The organism is Sphaerimonospora cavernae, assembly GCF_042435035.1.
In the GTDB taxonomy this organism is placed as follows: Bacteria; Actinomycetota; Actinomycetes; order Streptosporangiales; family Streptosporangiaceae; genus Sphaerimonospora; species Sphaerimonospora cavernae.
In genome coordinates this window covers 98,968-116,061 of the sequence record NZ_JBHMQT010000014.1, presented here as the reverse complement: position 1 = coordinate 116,061, position 17,094 = coordinate 98,968, and the positions used below count along the sequence as shown (strand labels likewise).

The 17,094-nt window shown below is 64.7% G+C and carries 25 protein-coding genes; 14 read left to right on the top strand and 11 right to left on the bottom strand.

Annotation, left to right across the window (positions count from 1 at the left end):
- Position 1: 1 nt before the first annotated feature.
- Positions 2-1,207 (bottom strand): restriction endonuclease subunit S, encoded by a 1,206-nt coding sequence (locus ACFHYQ_RS09680; protein WP_394300762.1) that lies wholly within the window; start codon positions 1,205-1,207, stop codon positions 2-4.
- Complete coding sequence (locus ACFHYQ_RS09675; protein ID WP_394300761.1) at positions 1,204-2,721, bottom strand: type I restriction-modification system subunit M; 1,518 nt, start codon at positions 2,719-2,721, stop codon at positions 1,204-1,206. Before ACFHYQ_RS09675 ends, ACFHYQ_RS09680 begins: the two co-directional genes overlap by 4 nt.
- 149 nt (positions 2,722-2,870) lie before the next feature.
- Here ACFHYQ_RS09675 and ACFHYQ_RS09670 point away from each other — a divergent pair, with 149 nt between their 5' ends.
- Together ACFHYQ_RS09670 and ACFHYQ_RS09665 are read left to right on the top strand one after the other, a co-directional pair.
- Entirely contained in the window at positions 2,871-3,236 is a 366-nt protein-coding gene (locus ACFHYQ_RS09670; protein WP_394300760.1) for a type II toxin-antitoxin system RelE/ParE family toxin, read from the top strand.
- Positions 3,233-3,559: a helix-turn-helix domain-containing protein gene (locus tag ACFHYQ_RS09665; RefSeq protein WP_394300759.1), complete on the top strand. Its 327-nt coding sequence runs from the start codon at positions 3,233-3,235 to the stop codon at positions 3,557-3,559. Before ACFHYQ_RS09670 ends, ACFHYQ_RS09665 begins: the two co-directional genes overlap by 4 nt.
- Here the strand turns inward: ACFHYQ_RS09665 and ACFHYQ_RS09660 are convergent.
- The 3 genes from ACFHYQ_RS09660 to ACFHYQ_RS09650 form a co-directional block, all read right to left on the bottom strand.
- Entirely contained in the window at positions 3,519-3,764 is a 246-nt protein-coding gene (locus ACFHYQ_RS09660) for a hypothetical protein (RefSeq protein ID WP_394300758.1), read from the bottom strand. The two genes, ACFHYQ_RS09665 and ACFHYQ_RS09660, sit on opposite strands and share 41 nt — an antisense overlap.
- A 153-nt stretch (positions 3,765-3,917) precedes the next feature.
- On the bottom strand, positions 3,918-4,127 hold the full coding sequence (locus ACFHYQ_RS09655) for a DUF397 domain-containing protein (protein WP_394300757.1): 210 nt from the start codon (positions 4,125-4,127) through the stop codon (positions 3,918-3,920).
- Complete coding sequence (locus tag ACFHYQ_RS09650; protein WP_394300868.1) at positions 4,111-4,956, bottom strand: helix-turn-helix domain-containing protein; 846 nt, start codon at positions 4,954-4,956, stop codon at positions 4,111-4,113. Before ACFHYQ_RS09650 ends, ACFHYQ_RS09655 begins: the two co-directional genes overlap by 17 nt.
- A gap of 329 nt (positions 4,957-5,285) precedes the next feature.
- Between ACFHYQ_RS09650 and ACFHYQ_RS09645 the strand changes: the two genes are divergently transcribed.
- The 4 genes from ACFHYQ_RS09645 (at position 5,286) to ACFHYQ_RS09630 (ending at position 6,756) form a co-directional block, all read left to right on the top strand.
- A complete protein-coding gene (locus tag ACFHYQ_RS09645) occupies positions 5,286-5,450 on the top strand; it encodes a hypothetical protein (protein WP_394300756.1) in 165 nt (54 codons plus the stop codon).
- Complete coding sequence (locus tag ACFHYQ_RS09640; RefSeq protein WP_394300755.1) at positions 5,447-5,887, top strand: hypothetical protein; 441 nt, start codon at positions 5,447-5,449, stop codon at positions 5,885-5,887. Before ACFHYQ_RS09645 ends, ACFHYQ_RS09640 begins: the two co-directional genes overlap by 4 nt.
- 273 nt (positions 5,888-6,160) lie before the next feature.
- Complete coding sequence (locus tag ACFHYQ_RS09635; protein WP_394300754.1) at positions 6,161-6,391, top strand: DUF433 domain-containing protein; 231 nt, start codon at positions 6,161-6,163, stop codon at positions 6,389-6,391.
- Entirely contained in the window at positions 6,388-6,756 is a 369-nt protein-coding gene (locus tag ACFHYQ_RS09630) for a DUF5615 family PIN-like protein (RefSeq protein WP_204019156.1), read from the top strand. The genes ACFHYQ_RS09635 and ACFHYQ_RS09630 overlap by 4 nt, the downstream gene beginning before the upstream one ends.
- On the opposite strand, the gene ACFHYQ_RS09625 is transcribed toward ACFHYQ_RS09630, so the two are convergent.
- The 4 genes from ACFHYQ_RS09625 to ACFHYQ_RS09610 form a co-directional block, all read right to left on the bottom strand.
- A complete protein-coding gene (locus tag ACFHYQ_RS09625; protein WP_394300753.1) occupies positions 6,713-7,126 on the bottom strand; it encodes a hypothetical protein in 414 nt (137 codons plus the stop codon). The genes ACFHYQ_RS09630 and ACFHYQ_RS09625 overlap by 44 nt on opposite strands.
- A 270-nt stretch (positions 7,127-7,396) precedes the next feature.
- A complete protein-coding gene (locus ACFHYQ_RS09620; protein WP_394300752.1) occupies positions 7,397-7,645 on the bottom strand; it encodes a hypothetical protein in 249 nt (82 codons plus the stop codon).
- Positions 7,646-8,017 (bottom strand): DUF6247 family protein, encoded by a 372-nt coding sequence (locus ACFHYQ_RS09615; protein WP_394300751.1) that lies wholly within the window; start codon positions 8,015-8,017, stop codon positions 7,646-7,648. It abuts the gene before it with no gap.
- 117 nt (positions 8,018-8,134) lie between these two features.
- The gene (locus tag ACFHYQ_RS09610; protein ID WP_394300750.1) at positions 8,135-8,869 is read right to left on the bottom strand and encodes a GntR family transcriptional regulator; all 735 of its coding nucleotides are present in this window, start codon (positions 8,867-8,869) and stop codon (positions 8,135-8,137) included.
- A gap of 191 nt (positions 8,870-9,060) precedes the next feature.
- Here ACFHYQ_RS09610 and ACFHYQ_RS09605 point away from each other — a divergent pair, with 191 nt between their 5' ends.
- The 7 genes from ACFHYQ_RS09605 (at position 9,061) to ACFHYQ_RS09575 (ending at position 15,769) form a co-directional block, all read left to right on the top strand.
- Entirely contained in the window at positions 9,061-9,279 is a 219-nt protein-coding gene (locus ACFHYQ_RS09605) for a hypothetical protein (protein ID WP_394300749.1), read from the top strand.
- Entirely contained in the window at positions 9,276-9,716 is a 441-nt protein-coding gene (locus ACFHYQ_RS09600) for a hypothetical protein (protein WP_394300748.1), read from the top strand. Before ACFHYQ_RS09605 ends, ACFHYQ_RS09600 begins: the two co-directional genes overlap by 4 nt.
- Before the next feature lie 388 nt (positions 9,717-10,104).
- A complete protein-coding gene (locus ACFHYQ_RS09595; protein ID WP_394300747.1) occupies positions 10,105-10,497 on the top strand; it encodes a hypothetical protein in 393 nt (130 codons plus the stop codon).
- 457 nt (positions 10,498-10,954) lie between these two features.
- Positions 10,955-11,614 carry a class I SAM-dependent methyltransferase gene (locus tag ACFHYQ_RS09590; protein ID WP_394300746.1) on the top strand — a complete coding sequence of 220 codons (660 nt, stop codon included), beginning with the start codon at positions 10,955-10,957 and terminating at the stop codon, positions 11,612-11,614.
- The gene (locus tag ACFHYQ_RS09585) at positions 11,611-14,265 is read left to right on the top strand and encodes an SUMF1/EgtB/PvdO family nonheme iron enzyme (protein ID WP_394300745.1); all 2,655 of its coding nucleotides are present in this window, start codon (positions 11,611-11,613) and stop codon (positions 14,263-14,265) included. Before ACFHYQ_RS09590 ends, ACFHYQ_RS09585 begins: the two co-directional genes overlap by 4 nt.
- Complete coding sequence (locus ACFHYQ_RS09580; protein ID WP_394300744.1) at positions 14,262-14,549, top strand: hypothetical protein; 288 nt, start codon at positions 14,262-14,264, stop codon at positions 14,547-14,549. The genes ACFHYQ_RS09585 and ACFHYQ_RS09580 overlap by 4 nt, the downstream gene beginning before the upstream one ends.
- The gene (locus ACFHYQ_RS09575; RefSeq protein WP_394300743.1) at positions 14,546-15,769 is read left to right on the top strand and encodes a hypothetical protein; all 1,224 of its coding nucleotides are present in this window, start codon (positions 14,546-14,548) and stop codon (positions 15,767-15,769) included. The genes ACFHYQ_RS09580 and ACFHYQ_RS09575 overlap by 4 nt, the downstream gene beginning before the upstream one ends.
- Positions 15,770-15,790: 21 nt before the next feature.
- On the opposite strand, the gene ACFHYQ_RS09570 is transcribed toward ACFHYQ_RS09575, so the two are convergent.
- Positions 15,791-15,934 (bottom strand): hypothetical protein, encoded by a 144-nt coding sequence (locus ACFHYQ_RS09570; RefSeq protein ID WP_394300742.1) that lies wholly within the window; start codon positions 15,932-15,934, stop codon positions 15,791-15,793.
- A 331-nt stretch (positions 15,935-16,265) separates the two neighbouring features.
- On the opposite strand from ACFHYQ_RS09570, the gene ACFHYQ_RS09565 reads away from it, so the two are divergent.
- Complete coding sequence (locus ACFHYQ_RS09565; RefSeq protein WP_394300741.1) at positions 16,266-16,700, top strand: hypothetical protein; 435 nt, start codon at positions 16,266-16,268, stop codon at positions 16,698-16,700.
- Positions 16,701-16,724: 24 nt separating this feature from the next.
- Here the strand turns inward: ACFHYQ_RS09565 and ACFHYQ_RS09560 are convergent, their stop codons facing one another.
- Entirely contained in the window at positions 16,725-16,979 is a 255-nt protein-coding gene (locus tag ACFHYQ_RS09560; RefSeq protein ID WP_394300740.1) for a hypothetical protein, read from the bottom strand.
- Between the last annotated feature and the right edge of the window lie 115 nt (positions 16,980-17,094).

The window sequence follows — 17,094 nt, the reverse complement described above, 5'->3', positions numbered from 1 at the left end:
TTCAGTTACCCCGATCGTCCCACAACCCCCCCCGAAACGCCCGCTGCTGCAACGAAGCGAACAGCGCATCCAACTCGGCGAGGTGGGCGCGCTGGGTGGACTCGTGTGTCTTTATCTTTCCCAGTCGGACGGCGAACTCGTTCTGTAGCGCAAGAGGTGGGATAACCAAGGGGAACTGGCGAAGCTGGGTTGCGTTGATAGAAGCGATTCCCGTCGTCTGCTTCGCAGAGCGAAGAAAGTATCTACGCCCTCTCTCGGATGCTATTAGCCAGTTCAGGAAATTGGGTTCCACTTTGGAGCTGGGATGCAGGCGAACCCTGAAGATGTGGTTCTGATGAATAGCCTCTGGAAGTTCGTTTTGCCAGAGCGTGCCTCGTCCGAGCTTGTCGGGGTCCCCTCCCTCCGTCAGGAGGAGGTCGTCTTTAAGGAGCCGGTAACGTTGTATCTCGTCTTCGGTGGCCTCGATTTCCTTGACCGTAGTCAAATCAAGATTCTTGTCCTGGACGTTCAATACGGCCATGTAGGGAATTGGCCGGAGAGTACCCGAGACTTTCCGTCCCTTGGTGATCCCAGAATTGACATCGGCCACATCGCCCAGCGATAGCGAATCATCCCAGCCCTTGGCGTTAGCAGCCAGATCGCCGAACATGTCGTGAAAGATGGACTGTGTGAACTCGCCAAGGAGGGTGATCGCCTCTCGGCGTTTCGCCCGTAACATGGCCACCTCGCCGAGAGTTTCTGAGATCCTCTGCTGGTCGGAAAGTTTAGGCAGCGGGATTCTCGACTCTTTTATAATCTTGTCGGAAACTGCCGGGTAGCTTTGCCCAGTTGCTTTCCTTGTCATGTCTGTCACGAATTCAGGGGAGCGCACCCAGTGAAACAGATAGGACCCATCAATAGCTGATGTGGGACGCAAGACGCAGAACCCGGTTGAAGCGGTTGCCCCGTCCAACTCCTCCGGTACTACAGCAACGCCGTTAAGGTTGGGGCGAACGGTTGAAACCAGTATATCTCCGGATTTTACCAACTGTCGCGCCCGGCTGGGGGCGTCTTTTGTTAGCACATCAAACGCTCCGGTAATTTCCTTGCTGCTCTGGTCGAGCGTTCCGAGGTCGATATATTTAAATGTAGAGATGGAATTTGATTGAGCTGGATTCCATGTCGAAACCTTGTCCACCAAATCCCGAATCGGTACCAGATTAGTCATCCCAGGAGTCCCTTCAGGTCGGACATGCCCTGTTGGATTTCGGACTCGATGAGCTCCAACTCTTCAAGGATTTCCATCGGGGGGCGGTGCTCGATCTCCTCGTGGATGATCTCCTTGTAGCGGTTGAGGCTCAGGTCGTAGCCCTGGGTGGCGATGTCAGCCTTGGGGACGCAGAAGCTCTGCTCGGTCCTGTCGCGCTGCTGCTCGCTGCCGTTGCGGAGTGCCCAGCGTGCGAGGACATCCGGGAGGTTGTTCTTGGCGTGCTCGACATCGTCAAGCTGAGTTGTCGGTACTGGGCCGAGCTTGTTCTCGGTCAGCAGTGGGGTGCGCTTGTCGTCCAGGCTGAAGCCGTCGGCGGTGACCTCGTAGAACCAGACGTTGTCCGTACCACCGCTGTTGGTCTTGGTGAAGAACAGGATGGCCGTGGAGACTCCGGTGTACGGCTTGAAGGCGCCGCTCGGAAGTTTGACCACCGCGTCGAGCTTGTGGTCTTCGACCAGGATGCGGCGGAGCTCCTTGTGCGCCTTGGTGGAACCGAAGAGCACCCCGTCGGGCACGATGACGGCCGCCCGACCACCCGGCTTGAGCAGGCGGAGGAAGAGCGCTAGGAACAGCAGCTCGGTCTTCTTGGTCTTGACGACCTTGAGTAGGTCCTCGGCTGTCGTCTCGTAGTCGAGGCTCCCGGCGAAGGGCGGGTTGGCCAAAATCATCGTGTAGCGCTCGGTCTCGCTCGCGGAGCCCTGCGCCAGCGAGTCGCGATAGCGGATGTCCGGACGCTCGATCTCGTGCAGCAGCATGTTCATGCTGGCGATCCGCAGCATGGTGCTGTCGAAGTCGAAGCCGTGGAACATGTTCTCGTTGAAGTGGCGGCGCTGTTCCAGGTCAAGGAGCGCGTCCTTGTGGGTTCGATTGACGTACTGGGCTGCCGCGACCAGGAAGCCGGCCGTGCCGCAGGCCGGGTCGCAGATCTCATCGCGCGGGCCGGGGGCCATCATCTCCACGATGAGCTCGATGATGTGGCGCGACGTCCGGAACTGGCCGTTCTGGCCCGCTGTCGCGATCTTGCCGAGCATGTACTCATAGAGATCGCCCTTGGTGTCCTGCTCGCCCAGGGGGATGTCGTCGATCATGTCGACGACCTTCGTGAGTAGGTTCGCCGTGGGGATGGTGAAGCGGGCGTCCTTCATGTGGTGGGAGTAGGTGGAGTCGTCGCCGCCCAGTTCGCGCAGCCACGGGAAGACCGCGTCCCGCACCACCTGGTGCATGCTCTCCGGGTGCAGCTCGGTGAACTCCGACCACCGGAGCTCGTTGGTCTCCTCGGTGTAGATCGGGTGCTCGATCGGCTTGCGAGTCCGGCTGGCCTTGCGCTCCTTCGCGGTCTGGATGTCCTCCAGCCGCCGGATGAACATCAGGTAGGTGATCTGCTCGATGACCTCCAGTGGGTTGGAGATCCCGCCCGACCAGAAGGCGTCCCAGAGCCGGTCAATCTTGTTCTTCAGCTCACCCGTAATCACGATCCGTCAGCGTAGCGGAGCAGCCCGACACACCTGTAGCTTCCGCTGCAGATCGTGACCTATGACCAAGGTCAGCATCTCGCTTTCATGGCAGCTTCCCATGAAGATCAATAGTATTCAAGCATACTTACGTGGAGTACTATCGTTGCGTGACCTATCGTCTGGAGATCGTCGCGGAGGTTCGGGACTGGCTCCTCCACCTTCGCCGTACCGACCGTGCAAGTGCCATCCTGGTCGGCCAGGCGATCACTGCGCTGCTGGACGAAGGGCCGAGCCTGGGTCGGCCACTGGTGGACCGGATCAAAGGCTCCACCTTGCATAATTTGAAGGAATTACGCCCCGGTTCGGCCGGGACGACCGAGATAAGGATCTTGTTCATCTTCGACCCAGATCGCAACGCAGTCCTCCTTGTCGCCGGCGACAAGGCAGGGCAATGGACGACCTGGTACCGCCAAGCGATCCCCCTCGCCGAAGACCGGTACGCGACCTACCTGAAGGAAAAGGCGGAGCCATGAGCAGCACACACAGTTACGACCGCGAGGGCTTCCTCTCGGCTTTCTTCCCTGACGCGACCGACCGGGCGGAGGTCGAGGCGGGAGCTCAGGACCTCGTCAACATCAGCCGGGCGCACCGTCTGGCCGAGATGCGCAAGCGCCTGGGGCTGACGCAGGCCGAGGTCGCCGAGCGGATGAACGTGCGTCAGGAGCGCGTCTCTGCCATCGAACGCGCCAAGGTCGACGCAAGCGAGCTGAGGACCCTCGCCGCCTACATCCGGGCCCTCGGCGGACGAATGGAGATCATTGCTGATTTCGGCGGCGAACGTCTCGTGGTCGGCTGACGTTCCAGAGGGACGAACGGACGGCCGACGAGGGCAGGCTCCTGCCATCGGCGTGCTTGGCCTGGGTGAGGCCGAGCTCTTCACGGCGCCGCCGTACGGCCTCGCCGAGCTCGAAACGGATTCGCGCAGCCTCGTACACGGCTCCGGCACCCGGCCGGCTCATGATCTCGGCGCGCTTGTCCGACCACGCCCTGCGCTCGGCCATGGCACTCATTCTCCTGCCGCTGTTCCCCAGTCGGCTTCGCTGTACCGATCCTGCTGGAGGAAGGGCCGAGCTGTCTGGTGACCCCCATGCTTCCCTCAGTATGTAGGTATCCCCGGACCAGTCAGTCTGACGGATCCGGGGATACCTACGCGATCAGATGGTGAACTCCCCGCGCTTCACGCCGGCGATGAAGGCGCTCCACTCGCTCGGAGTGAAGGCCAGCACCGGACCCGAGCGGTCCTTGCTGTCCCGTACGGCCACCAGGCCCGGCAAGTTCCTGGCCACCTCAACGCAGTCGTTCCCGCTGCCGCTGAAGCTGGACTTGCGGAACTCCGCTCTGGACAGGTCAGGGGCATTGCTCATGATCTCTCCTCACTGCGGCGATGAACGCCGCGGACTCCTTGGGGGACAGGCAAGCGCTGGTTAGGCGCTCGAACGTCACCTTAAGTTTCCGTACCTGATCAGCCGCCTCGATGTACACATCGCCCGCCGGTCCTTCGATATAGCCGACGTCGGGATCGCCGTCGCCGAGGGTCAGGACGGAGAACGCTCCCTCCAGGCCGACATGGGCATCGGTCCGCAGCGGAAGCACCTGGACCGTGATGTTGGGCCGCTCCATCGTCTGGAGGATGTCGTCGAGCTGACGACCCATCACCTTCGCCCCGCCCACAAACCGCCGAAGGACATTCTCATCGATCAGGGTGTGTAGGTGCGGGGCGTTGGAACCCAGCAGACTGATTTTCCTGGCGACCCGGGCATCTACGCGTCGGGCTACCTCAGAGTCCGACAGCTCCGGAAGTCCGGAGTGGATGATCTCCCGGGCGTAGTCTTCGTTCTGAAGCAGTCCCGGTATCAGCAGAGGCTCCCACTTACGGATCGCCGTTGCCTCCGCTTCGAGAGCGATGTAGCTGCCGGTGAACACATCCGAGTAGGCGGTCCACCAGCCGCGCCGTCCCGCGTCCTTGCCGAGCTGGATCAAGCTGGCCTTGGTCGCAGAGTCTGCTCCGTACAGGTCGCAGGCGTTGCCGATGTCTGTGGTACTGGGCGCGATCCGTGCGTTCTCGATGCGGTTCACTTTGCTGCCCGACCATCCGAGCTGGACAGCAACCTCCGCGACGGTCAAACCTGCTTGTTCCCGTAGTCGCCGCAGCTCGCGGCCTAAGCGTCGGTGGCGGACAGTAGGACTCTTCATGGGCATGGCGTCATTCTGCCGTTACTCTTCGTGAAAATCTATGTGCAGAACGCTTGTGCTCGTGCAGAGTGCACAGGATGATGGAGGTCCGTCTACCACAGTGAGTGAGGGAGCGATGACAGTTAGCTTCCAGGCCTGTAGCGGCGTCAACTGCGCACGCCTGTCCTTCCCAGCCGTTCCCGCTCATGGAGAGTGCGCAAGTTAGATCAAAAACGGACCCGCCGGGAGTAGCGAACACCGCCGGCGGGCCCTTAATCAGGATGGAGGTCCTGACGTTGAGAAACGATAGCGCTACCACGCCCGGTGTGGAGTTCGCCGGGTGGCGGATCATGAGGAGTGATGAGGGGCGGCTGTGGGCTAGCCGGGAGCGGCCGTTCTCTGCGGAGGCCGAGCGGGCCGGCGCCTACCGGACGGTGGATGGCGACGACCTGCGCGCGCTGTGCCAGGCCATCGCTGCGCAGGAGAGCCTCGCCGAGATGGCGGTGAGCCAATGATCGAGGGCGAGGTCAGGCCCCGGATCGGCAACGACGCGGTCGTGCTCGAAGCGAACGGTGGCGGGCACGACAGCGAGTTCGGCCGAGACGTACGTGACGTGCCCGGCCACTCCGATGATCGACGGGCTTCGAGTCGGCCGGTCCCAGAGCGGTCGTGTCCGCCGTGGTGCATGGACGCCCACATCGACGAAAATCCTGATGAGCGCATCCACAACGCCTGGGTTCAGGCGGTCGACCTGCACGCCATCCCTCTCGCGGGCCTCCCGCAGCGGCTCTGGCTCGATCTCGTGCTCGGCCCCGGCGACGACGAACCCCGCATCCATCTCCAGATCGACGACCGCGCCGTCATCGAGATGACGATCACCGAGGCCCGCAGCGCCGGGATGCACCTCATCGGCCTGGCCGCCCTCGCCGTCATGGAGACCCCGCCCGCATAGCACGCTCGCCGCAATCACCGCCCGGCCTGACGCTCCCCGGCGTGACAGGTCTGATGAGCCGCCCTGCCGATCGCTTTCGCCGGTGACGGCAGGGTGCGGGCGGCCTTCCCCGAACACCTTCCCGCCGAGGAAGGCCGCCCCGCCAAACGGCCCGCCTGCCGTACACCCCCCCGTGACGGCAGGCGGGCCAGCTTTCCAAGCTGACAGCGCGGGTTCGATGACGCTCGCCCGCTCGTGGCCAACCTGGCAGTATCAGGAGCGAGGGGAGACACTATGAACTTCGACCGCATCGCCGTTGAGCCCGACAAGCTCGAAGGCAAGCCCACCATCCGCGGCCTGCGCATCACCGTCGAGACCGTGGTCCGACTCGTTGCCGCCGGCTGGTCCTTCGACGAGATCCTGTTGGACTACCCCGATCTCGAACGGGACGACATCAAGCAGGCTCTCGAGTACGCGGCGGCGTCGACGAACGTCCACTTCTACCGCCTTCGAGAGTCGGCGTGAACTTCCTGGTCGACGAGAATCTCTCACCCCGAGTCGCTGAACTGCTCACCAAAGCCGATCACGATGCGGTGCACGTCCGCGATCTCCAAGCCAAAGGCGCACCGGACACCACGATCATGGCGCTTGCCGTGGCGAGCGGCCGGGTCATCGTTTCCGCCGACACTGACTTCGGCGCGCTCCTGGCTCAGGCACGCGCCACCGAACCATCAGTCATCCTAGTCCGTGAACTTCTAGAACTCCGGCCGCCTGACCTGGTGAACATCATCCTTTCGCATCTCGACATCCTCCAACCGCATCTCCAGGAAGGCGCGATCGCGGCGTTCACCACCACCGGCATCCGCGTTCGGGCACTCCCGCTTCGCTGAAGGCGCCGAGCGGCGGCAGGGATTGCGCGAGCGCGCCAGGAGTGCCCAGCAAGGCTGCGCTGTCCTCGTCCGAAAGGCCTGCTTCCCGCAGTTGCCTGCTCAGGTGACTGATCGTCTCCCGGTAGGTGGTCAGCTCCTTGGTGGGGACCCCAGGGAGCTCGAACACATACTCCACAGCCACGGGCACGTCGGAGGGGAGATCGAGGATGAAGTGCTTTACCGCCTCGACTTCTTCCCGGAGCTCCGCCAGGGTCTCTCCAGAGATACCTCCGGCAATGGGCGCATCGATCGGATCCGCGCCCCAGATGATGGCTCCGGTGTCGATGGCCCTCTCACGGGTGACTTTGAACCGGAGGCGATGCGTGGTCACTGAAGCCAGTCCTTCCCGAACACGTGCTCAAGGGCGTGTTCCAAGCGAACCCCGTGTCCATCTCCAGATCGACGACCGCGCCGTCATCGAGATGACGATCTCCGAGGCCCGCAGCGCCGGAATGCACCTCATCGGCCGGCCGCCCTCGCCGTCCCGGGAGCCGGAAGCCGTACGGCTCAGGCCGTACCCGACTTGACGCTCCCCGACGTGACGGGCCCGAGAGCCGCCCTGCCGGTCGCTTTCGCCGGTGTCCGAGGTCTGACGGCGCGGTCAGCCGAGCCAGTCGATCCGGAGGATGTGTACGAGTCGGTGTTCGTCGAGGACGAGGTACACGATCAACCCCAAGCCGCCGAATGCCTGGGTGAGGATGTTGGCCTTCGGGTTGTCTGGATTTAGCGGTTCACCGCTCCAGGGTTCTATCTCAAGCGTGGCCCGCAGTTCGAGGAACGGGTTGATCGCTTCCGTCGGGAGGGCGTCGGCCTGCTGCTGGGCTATCGGGTCGAAATCGACGGTGTACACCTACTGTCCCGCCGAGATCCTGCGACGGAGTCGAGCCTCTACCTCTTCCCAGGCCACTCCGCCGGTGGGCTCGCCGGATTCCACCCGCCGCTGGACCTCCTCGGCCTGGTCAATCATGTCCTGGTAGGCCACGGGATCGGCTCGGAGAACCGCGTGCCGCCACCAGGACTCCACGCACTCGTGTAGTGGTGTCAGGTCCAGATCGTCCGCGGCGGTTCGCAGGGCCTTGCGGTACTGCCGGTCGAATGCGTCCAGATCCTCGATGGGGAGTGCGGCGCGGATGGCACGCGGACTGCGATCATCGCGAAGCGATGTGCGAATCTGCTGCGGCGTACGACCGATGCTTCCCGGTTCCTGATGTTGTGCCGTCATGCTCCTGCCCTTCTCCCTGTCTCTGAGCCTATAGACAGCGACTGACAGCCGGAGGCAAGAGCCGGATCAGGGCGGCTTGCATCGGCAGCGCGGTCCATGAGCGAAATCGGCGCCAGGTCAGCTGAGGTCGAAGTCCGCTGACAGTTCGCGGCCATGGCCGAGGTAGTCCTCGGCGTACTCGGTGACCTCGCCCTGGTGATCCCAATAGCAGTTGGTCATGGTCAACGCCGGCGTCCCAGGACCGACGCCCAGTGCGGCGGCCACATCATCGGGGACAGGCTTGATCGCGACAATGTCTCGACGCTTGGCCGCTCGCCGTCCGGTTCGCTCCTCGACGAGCCCGAACGTCATCTTCGGTAGCGGCCGGCTCAGCAGCAGCTCCGGTGCGGCATCGGCGAGTTGGCCAGGAAGCCATGACGTGGAGAGCGCGACCACTCCCTGCTCGTCGTAGTAGGCGCGCCGGCGGCGTACGACGTTGTCCCCTTCGTCGATACCGAGCGCGTCCGCGACGTGGCTCGGAGCCGGGACCAGGTCCGCTCCGAGGATCTCGGTACGCTCGCCAGGACGTAGACCGTCGCCGGTGGCGCGAAGCATCTGAAGCCGGTCCGGGCCACTGGTCAGCTTGCGTCGCCTGGTGACGATGGTTCCGATGCCGGGCACTGACTCGGCGTAGCCCTCGGCCCGCAGAACTGCCGCGACGCGCGTAGCCGTGGCGGTCGAGACACCCTCGGTTCGCATGATCTCCCGGACCGACGGGATTTGATCACCAGGCTGCAGCTCTCCCCGCTCGATCCGGGCCTTGATCTGCGCGGCGATCCGTCGATAGGGCGCAAGGGCCTTCGGGATCTCCATAATCATCCTCCTGTTCTAGAGCACTCTAGAGTTTTGCTTGACATTACAGGTGCTCTAGAACACTATAAATCTGCCTTTGCCAAAGGACAACGAAGACCCCTTCGAGCAAAGCGCTAGAGATCAAAAACGGACCCGCCGGAGGTACTGCACACCGCCGACGGGTCCTGATCAGGAAACGGAGGTTCCTGACCGTGTCACACGATAAGGCCGCCGCGGCCGGTACGGAGTTCGCCGGGTGGCGGATCATGAGGAGCGACGAGGGGCGGCTGTGGGCCAGCCGGGAGCGGCCGTTCTCGCCGGAGGCCGAGCGGGCCGGCGCCTACCGGACGGTGGATGGCGACGACCTGCGCGCGCTGTGTCAGGCCATCGCCACGCAGGAGAGCCTCGCCGAGATGGCGGTGACCCAATGATCCGGAACGAGGTCAGGCTCCGGATCGACAACGACGAGGCTGTGCCCCATGCGAACGGTGGCGGGCAGGACGGCGAGTTCGTCCGAGACGTACGTGATATGCCCGGCCACACCGGTGATCACCTCGTTTCGGGCCAGCCGGTCCCAGAGCGGTCGTGTCCGCCGTGGTGCATGGACGCCCACATCGACGAGCATCCCGGCGAGCGTATCCACACCGCCTGGGTACAGGCCGTTGACCTGCACGCCATCCCCTTGGCGGGTCTCCCGCAGAGGTTGTGGCTCGATCTCGTGCTCGGCCCCGGCGATGACGAGCCCCGCATCCATCTCCAGATCGACGACCGCGCCGTCATCGAGATGACGATCGCCGAGGCCCGCAGCGCCGGGATGCACCTGATCGGCCTGGCCGCTCTCGGTGTCATGGAGATCCCGCCCGCGTAGCCCATCCTGACCACGCCACAATCAGAGGCCTCGCGCGAAGGGGAGTCGGAAGCCGTACGGCTCAGGCCGTACCCGACCTGACGCTCCCCGGCGTGACAGGTCTGATGAGCCGCCCTGCCGATCGCTTTCGCCGGTGACGGCAGGGTGCGGGCGGCCTTCCCCGAACACCTTCCCGCCGAGGAAGGCCGCCCCGCCAAACGGCCCGCCTGCCATACCACCCCCGTGACGGCAGACGGGCCACCCGCCCGGCCCCGAGGTCTGATGGCGCGCGCCTCGGGGCCGTGGCTCTGCTGCCCGAGATGAGTTGATTGCTTCTGCCGGACGATCTCGGCCTACCAGCGGGTAGAGAACCGGCAGGAAACGAGAGTGTGGGACTAACGTGGCATCCATGAGGCCCGTGCGGCAGTATCGAGCCGCCTCCATTGATGTGCTCGCAGGCTGGCTGGCTCGCCATCCAGACGAGGAAACACGCTGGCGCTTGATCGCCGAGTTCCTGGAGGAGTACCGGCATGAGCAGCCGGAGACGCGGCTGGGCCTGCTGTCCGCAGAGCCTTCCAGCGTCGGAGACTCCCGCTGGGACGTCTTCCTTGCGGCGCTCGCCGAGCACCTTGCCGCCCAGGAGGGCCAGGCCGGTCCTGCCTGGACTGAGACACGGCGTCTCCGCCAGTTCTGGTTCCCGTTCAACAGCCCGGCAGCCCGCGTTGACGCGTTCGTCCACGCGCCGGCATCCTTCCGCCGCCGCGGTGTCTTCATTCACCCACAGGAACTGGAGGTCGCCTGAATGGCAACGCTCTGGTCGACCTGCCTGAAGGAAGAGATGGGCCGTGAGTAGCACTCACAGCTACGATCATGAAGGATTCCTCTCGACGTTCTTCCCAGACCAGGCTGACAGAGCGGAGGTCGAGGCGGGTGCTCAAGCTCTGATCAAGGCCAACCGGGCCCGCCGCCCGGCCGAGACGCACAATAGTCGGGAGCTCTCACAGGCCGAGGGTGCCGATGGATGAACGTGCACCCAGTGAATTGGTGGGGTATTAGGCCAGGACAATTCACCCGTAATTGGTTTCCGAAGCATCACCGCTCCTTGACTCCTCTTGACTGCCCGGCGGATCCTTGGCGTGCCCTGATGCCTCGGCTGGGAGGAACGTCTCGTGCAGGACGATGTCACGCGAGCGCACTATGACCGTCTCGCGGACAGATTTGACGAGAACTGGGCCTATAGTCCGGAGTTCATTCGATGGATGACCCAGTGCGTTGTTGAGCGTCTGCGGCCCGAGGCGGGTGACCGGGTGCTCGACCTGGGGTGCGGGACCGGGCTCTACTCGCGTGGGCTGGCCGAGCGCGCCGGCACGGTCGTCTGCGCCGACCCGTCTCCCGCGATGCTGGCGCAACTCCCCGCTGACGAGCGGTTGGTCCCCCTGTGCGCAGGGGCCGAAGACCTCGTCGAAGGCCGAGTACGGCTGCCGCATGACGGCTATGACGGTGTCCTCCTCAAAGAGGTGATCCACCATGTGGCCGATCCTTCCCGGGTCCTTTCCGGGCTCGCCCGTTTTCTCCGGCCCGGTGGGCGGATCCTCGTGGTCATGCTGCCGACGATCATCGACTATCCGCTGTTCGATGCGGCACTGAAGCTTTTCCAGGAGCGTCAGCCGGACCCGGAGCGCATCGCCGCCGCCCTCGGAGACAGCGGCCTGGCCGCCGAACTCACTTTCGACGAGTTCCCGCTCACGTTCAGCCTGGAGCGCTACGCAGGGATGGTGCGCAACCGCTACATGTCGCTGCTGTCCAGCTTCGATGACGCGGAAATCGAAGCGGGCATTGCCGAGATCCGCGATCGGCATCCCGGGCCCGAGCTTTCCTTTCCTGACCGGTTCGCCTTCGTGCTCGGGGTGAAGGGGTGAGCGTCGAACTCGACACCCGACTGCATCAGCTACGCAACGAACTGGACGACCATGCCCGCATCGCCCGTCACCTCGGCCTGGACTTCGAACGCCCGATCAGGTCTCTCGGCGACGGATATCCGGAGAACGCGATCGCCCTGGTCGGGAAGATCACAGAGCGGATCCTCAAGCAGCTGTGGCGGCATCACAACGTTCCCGGCGATCCGGGCGGGAAGACGCTGAGCGAGCTCATCAAGGGCGCACAGCCGCACATCCGCAGCGGTAGCGTCCTGGACGCCCTGCGCGACATTCAGCGGCTGCGCAACCGCTCCACCCACGACGGCTACGAGATCGCTGACGAGGACGGGCTTACCGCCGTACGGCGGCTGCTGGACGTGCTGGCGTGGTTCAGCAGCACCGGCAGCGGCGTCCTGACCGGTGACATCCCCAAGCTCGCCACCGACGTCGCGGCGAAGGCCGAGTTCCTCGCCGGGCTGTACCTGACGCTGGACTTCAAGCCGGTCAAGCGCTTCGAGCTGTCTCGGAACACGGTCTACCAGCTTTTCTTCCGTGAACGCGGCCTGCGCAGTGAGTACGTCGAGTTGCTGCTGAGCAAGAACGCCAGCGATGTGGTCCAGGTGCTGGCGGCGACCGGTGGCGAGCTGCTGCAGACCCAGCTTCCGAAGCTCACCCGGTTTCTGATCCTGGAGGAGAACGGCGTCCAGCGGGCCCCGCAGCCGCTGGGCGACGACTACCGCGTCCTCACCTATGACCGGTTCATGGACGCGTTCGTCGACCTGGACCGCCATCTGGCCGACGTACTGGCCTCCTATCCCGAGCCGGCCGCCGGCGCGAGGCTGACGATCTCCGGTGATCTGCTCACGACCGACGAGCAGACCGGAGAACAGCGGATCTCCCAGGTCGGCGCCGCGGACGGGCTACTGGACGAGGTGGCCGCCTCCGGTGGGAACCTGCTCATCGTGGGCCGCTCGGGCAGCGGCAAGACCACGCTGCTCAAGCAGTTGGTCGCCGGGCCGGTCGCTGCGGGACGCCGCCGCTACCGCTTCTACTTCGACATGAGCCTGAAGCGGCGGGACGAGGACTTCCGCACGTTCATCACGCGCAGCCTCGCCCCTTACATGGCGGTCGAGAGCGCCTACATCTTCGAGGCGTTCCACTACTTCGCCCGTTCCGGCTCGGTGGTCTGTGCGTTGGACGGCATCGACGAGGCGGTGCCGTCGATGACCCAGGCGGGATTCATTGAGCTGTTCACCGAGCTCGCGCAGGTGCTGTCGGCCGAGTCTGCGGTCATCACAACCTCGCGGGTGTCGTTCCTCGAGGACACGCCGCAGGTGCGCCGGTTGCTGGACGGCACCGCGCTCGTGTCGGAGAAGCTGGTCCAGCAGTTGCACGCGCAGGGCGTCAATCCGCTCCAGGTGCCGCGTTTCTCGGCGCTGCGCCTGCACGATGCGGCCGATTCGGCCTCACCACTGGAGTTGCGTCTGGCCGACGAACTCGGGAGCGGCGGGGGTCCTCCTCACCTGGCTGAGCTGGCTTGGCGGCATTTCATCCAGATTGTCGGATCGGCCGGCCTGGCACACGTCCGGCAGCGCATTGCCGCGTACTTCGGGTCGGCCTTTCTGCGTGGCCAGACCGTCTTCACGTTCGTCGATCTGGTCAACGGCCTGGGCATCGAGGTGTTCGAGGGCGGGCGGCTGGGCTACCCGACGTTCCGCCTCCGGGGACTGTTCCGGCCCGCCGGTGCGTCCGCTGTGGCCTTCGCCCACTCTGCCTATCAGGAGTTGCTGACGGCCGAGCACCTGCGTGAACCCGTGAACCGGGAGGCCGCCCTTCAGGTCGGAGCCACGCCGCGCCTCACCGAGCAGGTCCGCGAGTTCCTCTTCCTGCGATCTCGCCAGACAGCAGGGTCCGCCGTTTTCTCCGATGACCGAATCCTGCCGGCGGGCGTCTACCTGGTCGGACCGAGCCATCATCTGATGCTGCGCCGGATAGAACGACCGGTCCGCTTCGACCGGTTCCCGGTCACGGTCGCCCGCTACAACCGGTTCCTTGAGGCCGTCCGCCGGTACGGCTCCCGCGAATGGGACCACCCGGATCAGCCGCCGGGGTTCTCCCACGAGCCGTGGCGGGAGCGGCTGCGCGTCGCGTCGTACTTCACGGACCCGGCGTACGAGAACCACCCGGCGGTCTGCGTCGGCTACTGGAGCGCCCACGCCCTCGCCCGGTTCGAGGGCAAGCGCCTGCCCACCTCGCTGGAGTGGGAGGCCGCAGCGCGGGGCTCCGACGGCCGGTTGTTCCCCTGGGGTGACGACATCGACCTGGCCGCCGTCAACTGCGCGGACTCCTGGAGCGGGCGGCCCTTGGTCACCTACGAGGCATGGCGGGAGGAGCTCGACCTCGGGCGACTGGCCGACGCCATGCCCGGCCAGGCGGACGCCCACCTCGGCAACGTTTCCCCCTTCGGCGTCCGCGAAATGGCCGGAAACGTCTGGGAGATCACCGCGACCGTGCTGGAAGACCGTGACGACGTCGTCATCTGTGGCGGTTCCTACGACAACCCCTACCGGGCGCTGCAAGCGTCCTACAAGGGCCTGGCCAGGAGAAACGGCCGCAGCAACGTGATCGGGTTCCGATGCGTGGAGGACCTGTGACGAGCGGCGAAGAAATCCCCGCGACCGGCGGCCAGCGAGTCGGCTACATCGCCGAACGCACACCGCACGGCAGCGGGCGCACCGGGAAGCTGAGCACCTACCTCGTCCGCGACGCGGAGACGGGCACCCACCACACCTTCATGTACGCCGACATCGTGACAGAGGGATTCCGTACCCTCCACGTCGGCGAACGGGTCAGATTCCTGACCGACCCCGCAGACCCGGAACGTGCCCGCTACGTCATCCGTCTGGACCTGCCCGAAGTGGAGGACTACTACCGGTGACCCGGCTGGCGCGGCAAGCCCTCGTCGTCATCTACCAAGCCCGCCTCCCGGCCGACCCCACCTGGCCGCCGGGACCGCTGATCCTCCAGGAAGGGCAGATCCGGTCAACCGCCGAAGCGCGCAGTGAGTACTACAACGACAAGGCGGCCCGCGTGTTGTACGGCAGCGCGGAGCGCCCCAGGCGCTGGCACGATCCCTCCCGGCGGGTCATGGGCGGCATCGAGGTCGTCGGCGTCGAAGCGCTACGAGCGTCTGTCGCCGGGCCGGACGCTCACGGGTTGGTGGCCGTACATCTGAGGCCCAGGCATGGAAGCCCGATCGCGCTGCTGCGCGCGCTGGCAGGCCGGAGAGGCGCGCCACGCCTGGACTTCGACCCGCAGGTACTCCTCGACGGCCAGGCCGTGATCGAGTCGACCGGGTCGCCCTTCACGATCTCCTTCGTCGCGCCGGGAGCAAGAGGTCTGCCGCGCCTGTACCGGCAGCCGCGTTACTGGCGCTGGGCGGCCGCCCGGCAGTGGCTGTGGACCTTGGCCTCCCGGACCACGCTGGCCGACTATCCCCCTGACCCCGGAAACCTCGAACCGAGGGAAGACGAGATCATCCGGCTGTCCAGCGACTGGCATGCGGTCGTCCTTCGCGACGGCATGGGTGTCGTCGGCATCCGCCCTGACCAAGGCCGAGACGACAAGTTCTTCGGCTACGCGGAGCTGTACCTGCGCTCGATCTACCTCGACGCCATCCTGCTCGGCCTGATGCAGCAGCAGGGGATCACCCACCTGGAGAAGCGGATGGCCGCAGCGCTCGACTCGTCGTTGACGGCGACCATGGCAGACCTCGAAGGGAGGGTCAGCGCTTTCCGTCACCATCTGTGGGCGCAGCACCTGACCCCGCACGGCATCCCCAACCGCGTGCTGACCGCCTACCAACGCCAGCATGCGCTCCGCGAGCGGTTCGAGCAGATCCTCCTCGACATCAGCGACTTCAACCGACTGAACCGTGACGAGGAGAACCGGTACGTCAACAGCGCCGTGGTCGTATTTACCCTGGCCACCGTCCCCACGGGTATCGCCCTGGCGCTCCTCCAGGTCCTGGAGACCCACAATCCCTGGCTGTTCGCCGCGGTGGGATTCGCCTGCGCCCTGCTCACCGCGGTGCTTCTGCGTACCCGATCTGCCCGTGTCGCACTCCGCGCCCTACGCCGCCGGTTCACCATCACCTGAAACTCCGGATCGGTGGTGAGATCAAGATCGGAAGGCAGCCAAGCAGACCGTGCGGTCGGCACTGAACACGTTGAGGATGCAGGGGTGGGTCTGCACCGTGCCCGCGATCGTTGGGAGGGCGTCGGCCTGCTGCTGGGCGATCGGGTCGAAATCGACGGTGTACACCTACTGTCCCGCCGAGATCCTGCGACGCAGTCGAGCCTCTACCTCTTCCCAGGCCACCCCGCCGGTGGGCTCGCCAGATTCCACCCGCCAAACGGCCCGCCTGCTGTACCACCCCCGTGACAGCAGGCGGGCCACCCAACCCGGCCCGAGGTGTGACGGCGCGTGCCTCGGGGCCTGCTCCGCTGCCTGGGATCGTGGCGTTTTCATTCGCCTGCAGGAGTCGGAGATGGCGTGAACGACGACGTTCCTCTCCTTGATCGTGCCTGGCGTCAGAATCTCGGCAGTCCGGTTGTTTTATCCTGGAGGTCCTCGCGCCCTGAGAGGACAAGGAATGAGACTGGCTATGCCACTACTTGTGGTTACGGTTGTGGGCGCGTTGAACCGGCTCGTCTTCAGCTTGACCAGGGGACGAATCGTGCTATATAAGTTCACCGGTATGCCCGCTGTTACGCTCATGATTGCTGGACCGGAAGTGGGCTATGCGGAGCGGGCTGTACTCCCATGTCTGCCCGACGGGGAAATGCATGTTGTCCTGAAGTATGAGCGCGATACGCCTCCCGAATATGTACAGCTCATGGGCAGGGGTGTCTCAGTATTCATCGACGCGGGTGCCGACGCATCGCCTGTCGTGGCATCACCTGTACGTGAGAACCCGGATGAGCTTTTGGCTCACCTACTGGAAAACGTCTCCTTCCTCAGACGCTGCGAGGCGAGAGCGTCGCGCATGGTTCCCTTCGCGCGACTGGAGCCGGATAGCGGCCCGTGAGACCTTTCGAGTGCTCACGAGCGGCTACCTTTGGCTAATCAGCTCCTTGGGAGAGACTCCAGGGAGTTCGAACACGTACTCCACAGCCACGGGCACATCGGTGGGTAGATCGAGGATGAAGTGCTTTATCGCCTCGACCTCGTCTTGGAGCTCCGCCAGGGTCTCTCCGGAGACACCCCCGGCAATGGGCGCGTCGATCGGATCCGCGCCCCAGACGATGGCTCCGATGTCGATGGCCCTCTCACGGGTGACCCTGAACCGGAGGCGATGCGTGGTCAATGAAGCCAGTCCTTCCCGAACACGTGCTCAAGGGCCTGTTCCAAACGGCAACCGTAGCGACGATGTTGGCCCCGAACTGGCCCTATGCAACTTTGATCTTTCTGATGACAGGGGC